This is a genomic window from Pseudomonas sputi, from assembly GCF_021603585.1.
GTDB classification, from domain to species: Bacteria; Pseudomonadota; Gammaproteobacteria; order Pseudomonadales; family Pseudomonadaceae; genus Aquipseudomonas; species Aquipseudomonas sputi.
This window is the reverse complement of the sequence record NZ_BQHI01000018.1, coordinates 1-14,414: the sequence shown is the minus strand read 5'-3', so window position 1 is coordinate 14,414 and position 14,414 is coordinate 1. Positions and strand designations below refer to the sequence as shown.

The window sequence follows — 14,414 nt, the reverse complement described above, 5'->3', positions numbered from 1 at the left end:
AAAAGCGAAACCGCGATTCGGTTTGTCCCGGCTTATGAGCCCTCGAACCCTTCAATAAGCTCTTCCTCAACAGGCGCGCTTTGACGCCTGACAGGGAAGAAACCGATGAACGATACCCTTGTAAATTCTGCCCGGCGTGCCCCGGTCGATGTGATCGTGGTGGGCGGCGGTTCCGCCGGCGCAGTGCTGGCCCGTCGCTTGAGTGAAAATACCCGGCGCCAGGTGCTGTTGCTGGAGGCGGGCCAGAGTTTTGCCCCGGGCAAGTACCCCGAAATCGTCGCCAGCAGCGACGTGGTCGGTGCCAATGGCAATCGCCAGTTCGAGTGGGGTTACACCTCCCGGCCAGGCTACGTCGAACACCCGATCGGCGCGCTGCGCGGCAAAGTGCTGGGCGGCAGTTCGGCCATCAACGGCGCGGTGGCGATTCGCGCCCGAGCAACGGACTTCCAGCGCTGGGATCTGCCGGGCTGGAGCTTTGAGGACTTGCTGCCCTCGTTCAAGAAACTGGAAAACCACAGCGGCGGCGCCAGCGCACTGCATGGCCACGACGGGCCGCTGCCGGTGCGTCAGCTCGGCAGCGCCGACGTCACGCCAATGCAGAAAGCCTTCATCTATGCCACGGTCGCCAACGGTTACCGGATGATCGACGACTTCGACGGCGCGAATGCCAACGGCGTCGGCCCGTACCCGATGAACATCGTCGACGGCGTGCGGGTCAACACCGGCATGGCTTACCTCACGGACGAGGTGCGCGCCCGCGACAATTTGCAGATTCGCGCCGACAGTGTGGTGGACAAGGTGCTGTTCGACGGCAAACGTGCGGTGGGCGTGCAACTGGCCAATGGCGAGCAATTGCGCGCCAACGAAGTGATTCTTTCGGCGGGAAGTTATGGCTGCGCGGCGATCCTGCTGCGCTCCGGCATCGGCCCTGGCGACGATCTGCGCGCGCTGGACATTGAACCGGTCGCCGAATTGCCGGTCGGGCAACACCTGGCGGATCACCCGTTCTACTACAACGCCTACGCCGCTAAACCCGACCTGATCGGCCGCCAGTCACCGGCCATTGGCGCCAAACTCTGGACTCACAGCCGCAGCGCCGAACACGGCGATCTGGATATTCACATCACCGCGACCCACCTGTTCCCCCACGACCAGAGCCCGACCCAGGTCGGTTTCGTGCTCGCGGTGGCGCTGACCCGGCCGCTGTCACGGGGCAAGGTCACGCTGGCCAGTCGCGATCCGTCAGTGGCGCCGAACATTGATCTGAATTTCCTCGCCGAGCCGATGGATCGCCAGCGTCTGCTGGACGGTATTCGTCTGGCGCGGCGGATCGGGGCGACGGCGCCGCTCAAGGGTTTGATTCATTCGGAGTTGAATCCGGGGCAGGGCAACGATTCCGACGACGCCTTGCTGGCCAGCGTCAAGGCCACGCTCGACACCTATCACCACCCGACCTCGACCGCGCCGATGGGCCGGCCGGGAGATGCGCATGCGGTGGTCGATCTCGAAGCCCGAGTGATCGGCGTGCAGGGCCTGCGAGTGGTCGACGCCTCGATCTTCCCGGACGTGCCGTCGGTTGCCACCAACCTCACCGTGATCGCCACCGCCGAAAAAATCGCCGGTCTCTATGCCTGAATCCAAGGAAGTTTTCGCCATGAACAACACCAAGGTTTTGAACTGGATCGACGGCCTGTGGCTGGATTCCGGTGACTACAAAGATTCCATCGACCCAGCGACTTATGAGCTGATCGGTCGCTACGCCGAAGGCGGGTTGGCTGAAGCGCAGCAAGGCATCGACGCCGCGCAACGGGCCTTCACGCACACCCCATGGAAAGACGACAGTCAGCTGCGTGCGCAGGTCTTGCTGGAACTGGCGGACGTCTTCGAACTCAACGCCGCCGAGCTGATCGACACCCTGGCGCTGGAGAACGGCAAAATCCGTCCCGAGGCCGCCTTCGAAGTCGGCATGGTGCCGTCCAAATTGCGCTATTACGCCGCGCTGGCCCGCACCGAATATGGCCGCGCCGCGCAACCCCGGCCCGGCAAGATATCTCTGGTGATCCGTCAGGCCGTCGGTGTAGCGGGCATTATCGTGCCGTGGAATTCGCCGGTGGTGCTGATGATCCGCTCGCTGGCGCCGGCCCTGGCCGCCGGTTGCACCACGGTCATCAAAATGCCGGGGCAGACCGCGCAGACCAACGCGCTGGTGGCGCGGATCATGAGTGAAGCGCCGTCGCTGCCGCGTGGCGTGATCAACCTGTTCAGCGAGCAGGGCGCGGCCGGTTCGATCCATCTGGTGGAGTCACCGCAGGTGCCGGTCATCAGCTTCACCGGCAGCACCGGCACCGGTCGGGCGATTTCGGCGGCGGGGGCGCCACACCTCAAGCGCTTCGGCCTGGAACTGGGCGGCAAAACGCCGATGCTGGTGTTCAACGATGCCGACCTCGACGCCGTGGTGCCGACGCTGGTCAAGGCGCTCACAGTGTTTTCGGGGCAGTTCTGCATGACCGGTTCGCGACTGCTGGTGCAGCGGGACATCGCTCACGTGTTGACCGAACGCCTTGCTGCTCGGCTCGAAGCCGTTCGGGTCGGGCCGGCGGCGGATCCGGCCAGTGACATGGGGCCGCTGATCGACAAGCCCAACGTGCAACGGGTCAATCAGGTGGTGGAAGAGGCGATTGCTGCCGGTGCGCAAGTCATCGTGCGCGGTGGGCCTGTGACTGACGGGCCGCTGGCCAAGGGCGCGTTCTATCGGCCGACACTGCTGCGGGTCAGCGATCCGGAGATGGCCATCGTCCAGCGCGAAACCTTCGGACCGGTGTTGACCCTGCAGGTATTCGACAGCGAAGCCGAAGCCATCGAACTGGCCAACAACAGCGAGTTCGGCCTGGCCGCCAGCGTCTGGACCCGCGACATCGACCGCTCGCTGCGGGTCGCCCGCGATCTGGAGGCCGGCACGGTGTGGGTCAACGACTGGGCGGTGGTCTACGACGAGTTCGAGGAGGGCGGCTTCAAACAATCGGGGCAGGGGCGTCTGAACGGTGTGGGGGCGATGGATGATTTTGTCGAGTACAAACACATCGCGCTCAACCCCGGTCGGCGTCAGGAGTGACCCCGATGCGATTATCCCGACCGTGGATCGTCGCGCTGCTGGCGGGGGCGCTTAACGCGTCCCCGGCTTATGCCGCGGGCGAACAACCTCTGACTTTCACAAGGACTGATCCGGTGTCACAGGACAAACTCTACGACGCGCTGCTGGATGCGCTGTATGCCACGTTCGGCAAGCATCCAGGCTTTCGCGCGACCCATGCCAAAGGTCTGTTGGTGAACGGGACCTTCACCGCTTCACCCGCGGCGGCGACCCTCAGCCGAGCAGCACATTTGCAGGGGAAACCGGTACCGGTGGTGCTGCGGTTCTCCAACTTCAGCGGCGTGCCGGCCACGGTGGACGGCGATCCGCTGGCCAGCCCGCGCGGCTTTGCGGTGCGCTTCAAACTGCCGAACGGCGAGTTCACCGACATTGTCGGCCATTCGTTCGACGGTTTTCCGGTGGCCACGCCCCTGGAATTTCTCGGCTTCCTGAAAGGCATTGCTGCAACGGTCGCGACGCCGCGGGATCCGCAGCCGTTGCAGGCGTTTCTGGCAGAGCATCCGAGGGCCAGGCACTTTCTGGAAACGCCGAAACCGGCGCCGTCGAGCTACACCAGCATCGAATACTTCGGCGTGAACGCGCTGGTTTTCAGTAACCGGGAAAACCGGGAGCAGATCGTTCGCTATCGCATCGAACCGTTGACCGGCCAATCGCTGCTCAGCGACCAGCAAGCCGCCCGTATGCCAGCCGACTACTTGCAGGACGAACTGACGGCACGACTGGCGAAGGGCCCCGCGCAGATGCGTTTGATCGCGCAACTGGCAGCGCCGGGCGACGTGATTGAAGACGGCTCGATCCCGTGGCCAAGAAACCGCCGCGAAGTCGAACTGGGCATCTTCACCCTCGACTCTGTGGTGCCCGCCGATGATCAGCAAACCGCCCAGCAACGCCTCGACTTCAGCCCCGGTCGGTTGCTCGACGGCATCGCCCTGAGCCGCGACCCGATGCCCCTGACCCGCGACCGCATCTACCATCGCGCCGTGCTGCGGCGTCAACAACCATGACCACCGAGGCCGGCGCACGCTGGAAGCAATGGCTGGTGTCATGGCTGGTGGTGTGGCCGCTGTCGGTGTCCACGCCCTGGGCACTGGCGGCGCTGCTGGAACTGGCGGACCTGCGATTGCCGGGGTGGTTGTTCAAGATGCTGGTGGCCGGGTTGATTTCGTTCAACATGGTGTATTGGCTGATGCCGCAGAGTTCGCGGTTGATGGCGCGGTGGTTGGTGCGTTAAGCGGTCCGGGCCTTACTCGGTGGCGTCAAAAGCCTCGTGGTAGCTGACGACACCGACCGGCAACTCACCTTCGAACGCCAACGCCTGACAGTATTCCGCCGGAATCCCCGGCAACTCCAGACCGGCATGGGCCTTGAAGCCAAAACGCCCGTAGTAGCCCGGATCGCCAAGCACCACGCAGCCAACGCCGCCAATGCGCTGCAATTGCGCCAGCGAGGCTTTCATCAGCGCCGAGCCGATGCCTTGCTGTTGGCGGGTCGGGCGTACGGAGATCGGGCCGAGGCCGTACCAGCCTTGAGCACCGGAGGAAATCGTCACGGGGGAAATGGCGACATGGCCGACCACCGTGTCGTTTTCCACCGCCACCAGCGACACACTGAGCTGGCCGGCGCTGCGCAGGGCGTTGACGATGAATTGTTCGGTGTGGCTGGAGTGTTCTTCGTGCTGGAACGCGGCCTCGGTGATTCGGGCGATGGCGTCGATGTCTTCGGGGCGTTCGTTGCGGATTGTGATGTTTGTGTTCATGCGTTCTCGGGTGTTCCGGTCTACAGGGTTTCCACCAGCCGTACGGCGGTGCCGTCCGACAGCGCGATCCGCGTCCAGCGGCACAGGCTTTCGCGGATGGGCACGAGGTTCGAGTCGTTGCGGCCAGTGACGAATTCCAGTGCCGGCGGCGCAGGGCGATGCCGGGCAGACTGGGCTCCAGCAAGGTGTCAGACAGGGCGATGGATCGCAAAAGAAATGCGGGCCGACAGTCTGAAGACCGTCGGCCCGTACTGCAAATCCACGCGATATCAGGTCATTCCGGCAGTTTGGCAATCACCTTGATCTCGAACTGAAACCCATACAGCCAGGTCACGCCGACCGCCGTGATCGTCGGATGCGGCGCCTCGCCCCAGAACTCGGGCACCACTTCCCAGATGGTTTCGAAGGTCGATTGCGGGTCGACCATGAACACCGTCACGTCCACCACGTCATCGAAGCTGCCGCCGGCCGCGCCGAGAATGGCATTGAGGTTGGTGAAGGCCAGTCGCACCTGTTGTTTCAGATCCGGCTCCGGTGAACCGTCCTCAAGGCTGCCGACCTGGCCTGAGACAAACAGAAAACCGTTGGAACGGACCGCCGGAGAATAACGATTGCGCTCGTAAAGGGCGTGGCGTCCGGGCGGGAAAACCACGTCGCGTTTTGGCTGAACATTCGTCATGGGGAGTCTCCTTCAAATGGGATGAAAACCTGTGAGGGAGAGACTGTAGGGCCTTGCATCCGCGCGATAAACGCGCAACCTTGGCGATCACTGTTTGTAAATTCCAAACAATCAAGCCGTTATCAGAGGTGGGGTTATGGACCGTTTCGACGCGATGCAGGCTTTCGCCCGGGTGGTGGAGGCGGGCAGTTTCACCAAGGCCGCCGAGACTTTGCACATGAGCAAGACCACCGTGACCCAACTGATTCAGCAACTGGAGGCGCGCCTGCGGGTCAAGTTGCTCAACCGCACCACACGCAAGGTCAACGCCACGGCGGACGGCGCGGCCTATTACGAGCGGGTGATCAAGCTGCTGGCTGACATGGACGATGCCGAGACCAGCCTTCCGGGGGCGGCGGCGCAGCCCAAGGGGCGCTTGCGGGTGGATGTGCCGAGCCCTCTGGCCAATCTGATTCTGGTGCCGGCGCTGCCCGAGTTTTACGCGCGTTACCCGCAGATCCAGATCGACATGGGCGTCAGCGACCGGATCGTCGACATCATCGATGAAAACGTCGACTGCGTGATCCGCGGCGGCGAGTTGCGGGATCAGTCGCTGATGGCCCGGCGGGTCGCCGATCTGCAACTGGGCGTGTATGCCGCGCCGAGTTACCTGGCCCGAGCCGGCACCCCGACGCATCCCCGAGAGCTGGAAGACAGCCATCACCGAGTGGTCGGTTTTCTTTGGGCGCGCACCGGCAGGCCGGTGCCTTACGCCTTGCGCAATGTCTCTGAGAACCTGCTGATCAAGGGCCAGCATGTCCTGGCGGTCGATGATGGCAACGCCTACCTGGCGGCGGGCCTTGCCGGGTTGGGTGTGCTTTGGCTACCGCGTTACATGTCGGCGGTGCACGAGGCTCGGGGGGAGTTGTTACCCCTGTTCGAGGGCTGGGCGCTTGACCCGATGCCGCTGTACGTTGCGTACCCGCCGAACCGGCATATCAGCCAAAAGCTGCGGGTATTTATCGATTGGATCGTCGAATTGATGGCCACGCACGCCAATGGCCCGGAACTTGCTCGCCGCGCTCCGGGACTGTCAAAAAAATAGCGAATAACGGCAATCACAAAAGTCGACAGTCGGGATGCACCGCTATTCACTCCAGGAGCGTCACTCGCAATGAATATGTACATCGATATTGTCGGCGCGTGCAATTTGAGCTGCCCTTCGTGTCCGATGGGTAACTCGGAAAACGTCAACTTCAAGAAAGCCATGCAAGTTGACATGTTCAGGAAGATTGTCGAGAAGGCCCGAAGCGAAGGGGTCGAGTCGATCTTTCTGTATAACTGGACCGAGCCATTGATCCACCCGCGCATCGGCGAATTTGTCGAAATCATCAACGCGGCCGGTTTGCGCAGCGGTATCAGTTCCAATCTGAATCTGGCGAAAAACATGGAGACGGCGATGCTCGCCAATCCATGGTTCTTCCGCATCTCGCTGTCCGGGTTTTATCAGCAGACATACGAACAGGGACACGTGGGCGGCGACATTGAGGTCGTCAAGGCCAACATGATCAAGCTGCATGAGCTCAAGCAGCAACACGGCTTGAACACGCGGATCGAGGTCTATTACCACCGCTACCTGGACAACATGGAAGAAGAAGGGCTGATGCGCGAATTCAGCCAGAGCCTGGGCTTTGAGTTCTCGACCGGCTATTCAGTGATGATGCCGCTGGAGAAGACGCTGGCGCTGATCGAGCGCGACCCGTCGGTGACCGATACCGACCGCGAGACCCTGCAGCGACTCGCGCTGCCGCCCTACGACGACCTGGTCAATCTGGTCCGCCAGTACCCACAGCAGGCCTGTACGCTCAAGGACGACTGGTTGGTGCTCGACTGCAATGGCAACACCATCTTGTGTTGTTCCATCTTCAATCAGACCGAATATCAGGTCGGCAAATACCTGGACATGCCGCTGGCCCAACTGACCGAACGCAAGTCCACTCAGCCGAACTGCATCGACATGTGCAATCGCTGCGCGAACAACGGATTGCACATCTACTCGGCGCACTCCAACCGGGGACCGCTCGAAAGTCACGCCGTCAACCGGATCATCGATTTTCAGCGACGCACGATCATGGGTATGCCAGTCGAGAGCGACAAGCTTGGGCGCAATGGCGAAGTCAGCGCCGAGCACTTCGACGAAGCGCAATACCTGCATATGAATCAGGACGTCAAGAATGCGATTTCCACGGGAGCCTTTACCAGCGGTTATCAGCATTACGTCCTGTTCGGTCGGCTGGAAGGCCGGCTCGGCGCAGGTCATTTCACGGCGGTCTGAATCTGCGGGGCGGGCGCTGTCAGTTGAGTTGACTGCGCTGCGGGCTGCGCTAACACGCTCTGATGACACGCCGGATAGAAAGCAGATCATGGCCGGCGTTGGTCAGGCTGACGCTGCGGAAAAACTGCGGCTGTTCCAGGTACGCCTCAAGGCTGCGGATCTGCTGGCGGATGGCCGACAGCGTGAGGCTCAGCGCCTGCGCACCGCCACACACTTGATTTCCACCAGCAGCCCCGGATGGGCCAGTTCGCTGACACCGATGCAGGTCCAGGCGCAGAAGCCTTTGGGGAACACACGGTTTTTCACTTCGCGAAACACCGGCATGTGCCGGCTCATCTCGACGTGATAAGTGGTCATCTCCACCACATCGTTCAACGTGCAGCCGCCGGCCAGCAGCACCTCTTCGAGGTTTTCCCAGGCACGGATGAATTGCTGTTCGGGGTCTTCGATGACCTGCAGGTCGGCGGTGCGGCCCACCTGGCCTGCGCAATAAAGCGTGTCGCCAACCAGCACCGCCGGGGCGTAACCGGCGCGTTCGACGATGGGTTTCATGGAATCGGGGATGATGATTTTGCGATCAGGCATGTTGTTTTCCTTGAGTGACAGGTCTCAGCGACCATGGGCGGCCGCCGCTAACTGCTCGGTATCCACCCGCACGAACACCGAATCACCCACCGCCGTCAGCACATCCCCGGCGTAGACCTCGCAGATCACCCGGGTCTTGCGCCCGACGTCTCCTTCGACCTTGGCTTTCAGCGTCAGCGGTACGCCCATTGGCGTGGGTTTGATGAACTTGATGCCGAGGTTGCCGGTGACGCAGTTGATGCGCGGCAGGCTTTCGGGTTCGCGGTTTTCCGCCCGGTAGTGGTAGGCCATTACGGTCCAGTTGGAATGGCAGTCCACCAGCATGGCGATCAGGCCGCCGTAGACCAGCTCCGGCCAGCCGCTGTACTTGGCTTCGGGCACATGCTCGGCCATGACGTGTACGCCGTCTTCGTGCCAGAAGCTCTTGATGTGCAGCCCGTGCGGATTGCGGCTGCCGCAGCCGAAACAAACGCCCTCGGGGGCGGCGGTGTCTTGCAGGGAAATGTCGGGGGAGGCCATGGCGCAGTCATCCTTAAACGGTAAGCCGAACCGGACGGATTCTAACCCCGAATGCTCACCGTGAGGATGGCTCCTTTTGCGCGGGCTGTTGTGGATCGGTCAGGAGTTTTTTGCGGGTTGTGGAGTGGTTGGGCAGTTGCTCGCTGATGTCCCAGATTTCCAGCATCTTGGCGTATTCGAAGGCATGGCGCGGGCTGAGCTGAATCCACTGCTGGAATGCCTGGCGTTCGTCGGGCGTGCAATCGTCCTCCTGCAGGCGCAGGCACCAGTGCGCTGCCTGGTTCAGGATTTCTTCATCTGCGTCGTTCATTGACGGTTTCCACGATGGCCGGAGAGGGGCATTTTACGTTGCCGCTTGCAAAAAAAACGTCAAAGCACCTTGAGTATTTAAACGGTTAGTGAACGTTCAACGGACAAAAAACGCCGCCGATGGACAGATCGCGCCATGATTTCGGGGCTTCTTCGGTTTGTCATATTCCGTCACATTTCAATGCCGATAGTGGGCAGCCCAACGTGTTTTCAGTGAGGCTGCCCCGTGTTTCAACGTCTTGTGTGTTCGCTGTCCGTGCTGAGTCTGTCCATTGCTGCCGCCCAGGCGGCCGACCTCGAAACCCCGCGTCTGGCGGGCATCGACAACTTCCGGGATATCGCCGGCACCACCACCGCCTATTCCACGGCCCATGACGGCACGATGCGCGCCGGCGTGTTTTATCGCTCCAATGCTCTGACGCCGACGACGGCGGATCTGGCGACCCTCAACGGTCTGGGAATCAGGGCGGTGTACGACCTGCGTACGCCGAGCGAAATCGCCGCCACACCGGACACGATGCCGAGCGGTGCGACCTACCAGAATATCGACATCATCGGCAGCACCACCTCCGGCGCGAACATCACCTCCGTGTCGTTCAAAAGTGCGGCCGAGGCCGTTGCGATGATGCAGGAGACCAACCGCGCGTTTGTCAGCGATGCGGGGATGCGTAGCCAGTTCAACGTGCTGTTCAACGAACTGGCCGGTGTCGACGGCGCCGCGCTGTTCCATTGCACCGCCGGCAAGGACCGTACGGGCTGGACCGCTGCCGTTCTGTTGAGCATCGCCGGCGTGGATAACGCCACGATCATGAGCAACTACCTGGCGACCAACGACTACACCGCCGAACGGGTGGCCAAGACCCTGGCGATGCTGCCGCCGAGCATGGCCGCGATCTACGCGCCGCTGCTGGGCGTCGAGGCCAGTTACCTGCAAGCGGGTCTGGATCAGGTGGCCGCGCAGTACGGCAGCATGGACAACTACCTCAAGCAGGGGTTGGGCCTGTCCCAGGAAACCATCTATGTGCTACGCGGCAAAATGGTCGAGTACAACAGCCTGCCCGGTCAGGCCGGGCTGATCGGCAACGCCGCCGCGGGTGCGCAGCTGTTGCAGCAACTGCAGAACAGCAGCCTGTCGGGCACTTACAGCGCCTACAACTACTACCTGCAATCGGCCATCGACGCCGGCACTCTGGGTGGTGTCGAGTCCACGGTCGGCGGTCAGGTGCACGCCGATGCGGCGAGTTACCTGTTGCGTCAGAACGCAATGATCGAGCAGGCCGCCGCGCCGTTCGCCAGCGGCACCGACCTCAAGGTCGGCCAACACCGTTTGTGGAGCACCGCGCTCGCCGGTTACCTGGGCACTGACGGTTCAAACCATGCGCAAAGCAGCAACGAACACAGCCAGGGCCTGATGGTTGGCGTCACCCAGCGTTTCTCGGAACAACTCAGTGCGCGCGCAGGGATCGGTTACAGCAAAGGCTCGGTGGGCGGCGCGGGCGGTGAGGCCGATACCGATTTCACCTTCTTCGACCTGGGCGCTCGTTATGGCTTCGCCAGCCTGGAACGTGGCCTGTTTGTCGACGCAGACATCAGCGCCGGTTACGTCGACTACGACAGCAAACGCGACCTCGGTGGTGGCCTCGGCTCGGCGAAGGGCGACACCCACGGCCATCTCAGCGGCGCTACGATGGCGCTGGGTTATCGCGTGCCGCTGAACACTGTGATTCTGGAGCCGAGCCTCGGCGTGCGGGTCAGCCGTCTGGACCTGTCGGGCTTCCAGGAAAAGGGCAGCGAACTGGCTCTGGACGTTGATGACATTCAAGAAACCCGGCGCAGCGCGGTGGCCAACCTCGACGTTGCGTTCGCCCCGGTGGTGATGGGCGCGTGGCAACTGGTGCCGGGCGTGCGGGTCGGTTATGAGCGTGTGCTCGGCGATCATCAGGTCGACAGCGAGGGCCATCTGCTGGGGCTGGACATCGAGCAGCGCGCGGCGTTCGACAACCGCGATCAGTTCAACGGCGGCGTGAACGTCATGGCCAGCCTTGGTGCGCTAAGCCTGGGGGCTGAAGTCGGTGCCAGTGGTGGAGGTGACAGCCACGGTTTCAGTGGCGCACTCAAGGCCAGCTATCAGTTCTGAAGCATTTGAGCGGCACAAAAAAGGACTGCGCTATCGCAGTCCTTTTCGCACATCGGCCGGGCTCACGCCGTAGGCACTCTGGAAATACTGGCTGAACCGGCCGACATTGCTGAAGCCCAATCGCAGCGCCACTTCGGTCACCGACGCAGGGGTGCCCTGGCGCAACGTGTCGTAAGCACGCTCCAGCCGCACCTGTCGCTGATAGCCGACAATCGACGTCCCGGCGAATCGCCGGAAGCCTTCCTGCAACGCACGCAGGCTGACATTCGCCATCCGCGCCAGGTCTGTGCCACTGACCTGAATCTCGGGATGCGCCTGAATGTAATCGATTGCCTGCCGCACATGCCTCGGCGCAATCAATGCCTCCGGGCGGCGCAAGGCCTGGCTGAAATTGTGCGGCCAGGCCTCCAGCACCGCGTCCACCAGCATCTCCCGCAGCCGAGACGGCATCAGCGAACCGGCATTGAACAGCAGATCGAATTCGCTACCGGTGGCCAGATCGATCAAGGCGCGAATGCCCTGAAACGCCGGGCTGTTCAGATCAACCCTCGGCTCGAAATGCAGCTTGTGCACGATCGGCTTGCCCAGCAGGGTCGACAGGCGTTCGGTGAGCGCCGCACGGCTGATCGACATGCCATGCTGGGCATGATTGTCGATAAAGCGCATCGAACGCAGATCGGCCTTGTCGATGGCCAGCCCCACATCGCTCAGCCCCACGGCTTCATGGTTGAAAACGATCTTGCCGGCGGTGGGAATGACGAAGGTGATTTCGTCGAATGGCTCGGGAAACGCGACGGTGAAATCACCCCGGTAATGCATGCGCCGGAAACTCACGCCGTCGTACCGCCCGTAAACGCCGCCAATGATGATGTCTTTGGGCGGCGGCGGTGTGTCGCCATAACGGTTGCCGAACATTCGCGAGAACAGCGCGCCAAAGTCGTCACTGGCCATGTTGTCGGATCGCAGGATGAGGGTCTGGCGTGTCGGACTTGAGTACACCGGCAGGGGCACCTTGATGGTCGGGGCGAAGGGGCGCGAGGACGTTACCAAGGGAGAATGACGCCGATGTGACAACGTTCGATGCTGTGCGTGAACGCCACGCACAGCATCGAGCGAAGTCATTTCAGGTGTGATGAATGTCCCGATCCTTGGTCTCCGGCAGGAAGAAGATCCCGAGAATCGCCGTCATCACCGCAATCACGATCGGGTACCACAAGCCGTAGTAGATATCCCCGGTGGCCGCGACCATCGCAAACGCCACGGTCGGCAGGAACCCGCCGAACCAGCCGTTGCCGATGTGGTACGGCAGCGACATCGAGGTGTAGCGGATGCGCGCCGGGAACAGCTCCACCAGCCATGCCGCAATCGGGCCGTAGACCATCGTTACGTAGATGACGAGGATGGTCAGCAGGAGCAGCACCATCGGGTAATTGGTCTTGGCCGGATCAGCCTTTTCCGGATAACCGGCCTCTTTCAACGCGGTGCCGAGGCTGGCGGTAAAGGCATCGTTGCGGGTCTTGAAGTCGGCGGCCGGCATGGCGGTGCCTTCGAAACTTTCGATGACCTTGTCGCCGATACGCACCTGGGCCACGGTGCCGGGTTCCGCCACCACGTTTTCGTAGGGGATCGCCCGTTTGGCCAGGATGGTTTTCGCCAGATCGCAGGAACTGGTGAATTTGGCCTTGCCCACCGGATCGAACTGGAACGAGCACTGGTCGGGGTTGGCGATCACCTTGACCGGGTTCTTCTCCTGAGCGACGAATACGTCGGGGTTACCGTACTGGGTCAGCGCCTGGAAGATCGGGAAGTAGGTCACCGCCGCCAGAATGCACCCGGCCATGATGATGCCCTTGCGCCCGATGCGGTCGGACAGGCTGCCGAAAATCACGAAGAACGGCGTACCGATAAGCAGTGAGCCGGCGATCAGCAGGTTGGCGGTCTGCGGATCGATCTTCAGTGTTTGCAGCAGGAAAAACAGCGCGTAGAACTGCCCGGTGTACCAGACCACCGCTTGCCCTGCGGTACCGCCAAGCAGGGCCATGATCACGATTTTCAGGTTGTCCCAACGGGCGAAGGACTCGGTCAGCGGGGCTTTCGACGACTTGCCTTCTTCCTTCATTTTCTTGAACACCGGCGACTCGTTCAGTTGCAGCCGGATGTACACCGAGACCGCCAGCAGCAGGATCGACAGCAGGAACGGAATCCGCCAGCCCCAGTCCTCGAATGCTTCGGTGCCCAGCGCGGTACGGCAGGCGAGGATCACCAGCAACGACATAAACAGGCCCAGGGTCGCGGTGGTCTGAATCCATGACGTGAAATACCCGCGCTTGCCCTTCGGCGCATGCTCGGCCACATACGTTGCCGCGCCGCCGTACTCGCCGCCCAGCGCCAGGCCTTGCAGCAAGCGCAGGGTAATCAGAATGATCGGCGCCGCCACGCCAATGGTCGCGTAACCGGGCAAGAACCCGACAATCGCCGTCGACACCCCCATGATCACAATCGTGATCAGAAACGTGTGCTTGCGCCCGATCATGTCACCCAACCGCCCAAACACAATCGCCCCGAACGGCCGCACCGCAAAACCGGCGGCGAAGGCGAGCAGGGCGAAAATGAACGCCGTGGTCTCGTTCACCCCGGCAAAGAAGTGCTTGGCGATGATCGCCGCCAGGGAGCCGTAGAGGTAAAAGTCGTACCACTCGAACACCGTGCCGAGCGACGACGCAAAGATGACTTTGCGCTCCTCTCGGGTAACGCTGTGGTGCGGGGCACTGCCTGTGGACGTGCTGTCGAGTACTGCCATGGGGGTTCTCCGTCGTGCTTGTTTTTGTAGGCCGGAGCACTTCATCAACGTCGCGTACCCGAGGCCTTTGGCTGGTGCTGGAGCAGGTGTTTCTTGGAGCGTGCACAGAATCACCGCCCGCGCGGGAGGGCGGGGTTTCATTGAGCATAATTGGGATTGGGGGG

General features: G+C 62.1%; 14 protein-coding genes and 2 pseudogenes. 7 read left to right on the top strand and 9 right to left on the bottom strand.

Annotated features, from left to right (window positions below; all coding sequences use genetic code 11):
* Window positions 1-105 precede the first annotated feature (105 nt).
* From L6D81_RS21125 to L6D81_RS21110, 4 genes are read left to right on the top strand one after another with little or no spacing between them, the layout of a single operon-like run.
* Window positions 106-1,635: a GMC family oxidoreductase gene (locus tag L6D81_RS21125; protein WP_236181788.1), complete on the top strand. Its 1,530-nt coding sequence runs from the start codon at window positions 106-108 to the stop codon at window positions 1,633-1,635.
* Window positions 1,636-1,654: 19 nt separating this feature from the next.
* On the top strand, window positions 1,655-3,112 hold the full coding sequence (locus L6D81_RS21120; protein WP_236181787.1) for an aldehyde dehydrogenase family protein: 1,458 nt from the start codon (window positions 1,655-1,657) through the stop codon (window positions 3,110-3,112).
* 5 nt (window positions 3,113-3,117) lie between these two features.
* Entirely contained in the window at window positions 3,118-4,155 is a 1,038-nt protein-coding gene (locus L6D81_RS21115; RefSeq protein ID WP_236181786.1) for a catalase family peroxidase, read from the top strand.
* Window positions 4,152-4,382: a putative antibiotic biosynthesis monooxygenase gene (locus L6D81_RS21110; RefSeq protein ID WP_236181785.1), complete on the top strand. Its 231-nt coding sequence runs from the start codon at window positions 4,152-4,154 to the stop codon at window positions 4,380-4,382. Before L6D81_RS21115 ends, L6D81_RS21110 begins: the two co-directional genes overlap by 4 nt.
* A gap of 12 nt (window positions 4,383-4,394) precedes the next feature.
* Here L6D81_RS21110 and L6D81_RS21105 read toward each other — a convergent pair whose 3' ends face one another.
* The 3 genes and pseudogenes from L6D81_RS21105 to L6D81_RS21095 all read right to left on the bottom strand — a co-directional run bounded on the left by L6D81_RS21105 (window position 4,395) and on the right by L6D81_RS21095 (window position 5,586).
* The gene (locus L6D81_RS21105) at window positions 4,395-4,907 is read right to left on the bottom strand and encodes a GNAT family N-acetyltransferase (RefSeq protein ID WP_236181784.1); all 513 of its coding nucleotides are present in this window, start codon (window positions 4,905-4,907) and stop codon (window positions 4,395-4,397) included.
* 20 nt (window positions 4,908-4,927) lie between these two features.
* A pseudogene (locus L6D81_RS21100) lies at window positions 4,928-5,059 on the bottom strand (transcriptional regulator); the annotation flags it as partial.
* Window positions 5,060-5,181: 122 nt separating this feature from the next.
* On the bottom strand, window positions 5,182-5,586 hold the full coding sequence (locus tag L6D81_RS21095; RefSeq protein WP_236181783.1) for a RidA family protein: 405 nt from the start codon (window positions 5,584-5,586) through the stop codon (window positions 5,182-5,184).
* Window positions 5,587-5,722: 136 nt separating this feature from the next.
* Here L6D81_RS21095 and L6D81_RS21090 point away from each other — a divergent pair, with 136 nt between their 5' ends.
* Together L6D81_RS21090 and L6D81_RS21085 are read left to right on the top strand one after the other, a co-directional pair.
* Entirely contained in the window at window positions 5,723-6,670 is a 948-nt protein-coding gene (locus L6D81_RS21090; RefSeq protein ID WP_236181782.1) for a LysR family transcriptional regulator, read from the top strand.
* A gap of 69 nt (window positions 6,671-6,739) precedes the next feature.
* A complete protein-coding gene (locus tag L6D81_RS21085) occupies window positions 6,740-7,900 on the top strand; it encodes a radical SAM protein (RefSeq protein WP_236181781.1) in 1,161 nt (386 codons plus the stop codon).
* Window positions 7,901-7,961: 61 nt separating this feature from the next.
* On the opposite strand, the pseudogene L6D81_RS21080 reads toward L6D81_RS21085, so the two are convergent.
* From L6D81_RS21080 to L6D81_RS21065, 4 genes and pseudogenes are all read right to left on the bottom strand, one after another.
* Window positions 7,962-8,102 (bottom strand): annotated as a pseudogene (locus L6D81_RS21080) (LysR family transcriptional regulator); the annotation flags it as partial.
* Window positions 8,090-8,485 carry a RidA family protein gene (locus L6D81_RS21075; RefSeq protein WP_236181780.1) on the bottom strand — a complete coding sequence of 132 codons (396 nt, stop codon included), beginning with the start codon at window positions 8,483-8,485 and terminating at the stop codon, window positions 8,090-8,092. The gene L6D81_RS21075 and the pseudogene L6D81_RS21080, both read right to left, overlap by 13 nt.
* Window positions 8,486-8,509: 24 nt before the next feature.
* Window positions 8,510-9,004 carry a PaaI family thioesterase gene (locus L6D81_RS21070; RefSeq protein ID WP_236181779.1) on the bottom strand — a complete coding sequence of 165 codons (495 nt, stop codon included), beginning with the start codon at window positions 9,002-9,004 and terminating at the stop codon, window positions 8,510-8,512.
* A 55-nt stretch (window positions 9,005-9,059) separates the two neighbouring features.
* Window positions 9,060-9,314, bottom strand: a complete 255-nt coding sequence (locus L6D81_RS21065) for a FecR/PupR family sigma factor regulator (RefSeq protein ID WP_236181778.1) — start codon at window positions 9,312-9,314, stop codon at window positions 9,060-9,062.
* Between the two features lie 225 nt (window positions 9,315-9,539).
* Between L6D81_RS21065 and L6D81_RS21060 the strand changes: the two genes are divergently transcribed.
* Window positions 9,540-11,450 (top strand): tyrosine-protein phosphatase, encoded by a 1,911-nt coding sequence (locus L6D81_RS21060; RefSeq protein ID WP_236181777.1) that lies wholly within the window; start codon window positions 9,540-9,542, stop codon window positions 11,448-11,450.
* 30 nt (window positions 11,451-11,480) lie between these two features.
* Here the strand turns inward: L6D81_RS21060 and L6D81_RS21055 are convergent, their stop codons facing one another.
* Window positions 11,481-12,449 carry an AraC family transcriptional regulator gene (locus L6D81_RS21055; RefSeq protein WP_236181776.1) on the bottom strand — a complete coding sequence of 323 codons (969 nt, stop codon included), beginning with the start codon at window positions 12,447-12,449 and terminating at the stop codon, window positions 11,481-11,483.
* A 124-nt stretch (window positions 12,450-12,573) separates the two neighbouring features.
* The gene (locus L6D81_RS21050) at window positions 12,574-14,250 is read right to left on the bottom strand and encodes an MFS transporter (protein WP_236181775.1); all 1,677 of its coding nucleotides are present in this window, start codon (window positions 14,248-14,250) and stop codon (window positions 12,574-12,576) included.
* Window positions 14,251-14,414 lie beyond the last annotated feature (164 nt).

Coding starts and splice junctions, on each gene's coding strand:
- L6D81_RS21085 (WP_236181781.1), top strand. CDS start 6,740: ATGAATATGTACATCGATATTGTCGGCGCGTGCAATTTGAGCTGCCCT.
- L6D81_RS21075 (WP_236181780.1), bottom strand. CDS start 8,485: ATGCCTGATCGCAAAATCATCATCCCCGATTCCATGAAACCCATCGTC.
- L6D81_RS21105 (WP_236181784.1), bottom strand. CDS start 4,907: ATGAACACAAACATCACAATCCGCAACGAACGCCCCGAAGACATCGAC.
- L6D81_RS21115 (WP_236181786.1), top strand. CDS start 3,118: ATGCGATTATCCCGACCGTGGATCGTCGCGCTGCTGGCGGGGGCGCTT.
- L6D81_RS21065 (WP_236181778.1), bottom strand. CDS start 9,314: ATGAACGACGCAGATGAAGAAATCCTGAACCAGGCAGCGCACTGGTGC.
- L6D81_RS21120 (WP_236181787.1), top strand. CDS start 1,655: ATGAACAACACCAAGGTTTTGAACTGGATCGACGGCCTGTGGCTGGAT.
- L6D81_RS21125 (WP_236181788.1), top strand. CDS start 106: ATGAACGATACCCTTGTAAATTCTGCCCGGCGTGCCCCGGTCGATGTG.
- L6D81_RS21050 (WP_236181775.1), bottom strand. CDS start 14,250: ATGGCAGTACTCGACAGCACGTCCACAGGCAGTGCCCCGCACCACAGC.
- L6D81_RS21095 (WP_236181783.1), bottom strand. CDS start 5,586: ATGACGAATGTTCAGCCAAAACGCGACGTGGTTTTCCCGCCCGGACGC.
- L6D81_RS21090 (WP_236181782.1), top strand. CDS start 5,723: ATGGACCGTTTCGACGCGATGCAGGCTTTCGCCCGGGTGGTGGAGGCG.
- L6D81_RS21110 (WP_236181785.1), top strand. CDS start 4,152: ATGACCACCGAGGCCGGCGCACGCTGGAAGCAATGGCTGGTGTCATGG.
- L6D81_RS21070 (WP_236181779.1), bottom strand. CDS start 9,004: ATGGCCTCCCCCGACATTTCCCTGCAAGACACCGCCGCCCCCGAGGGC.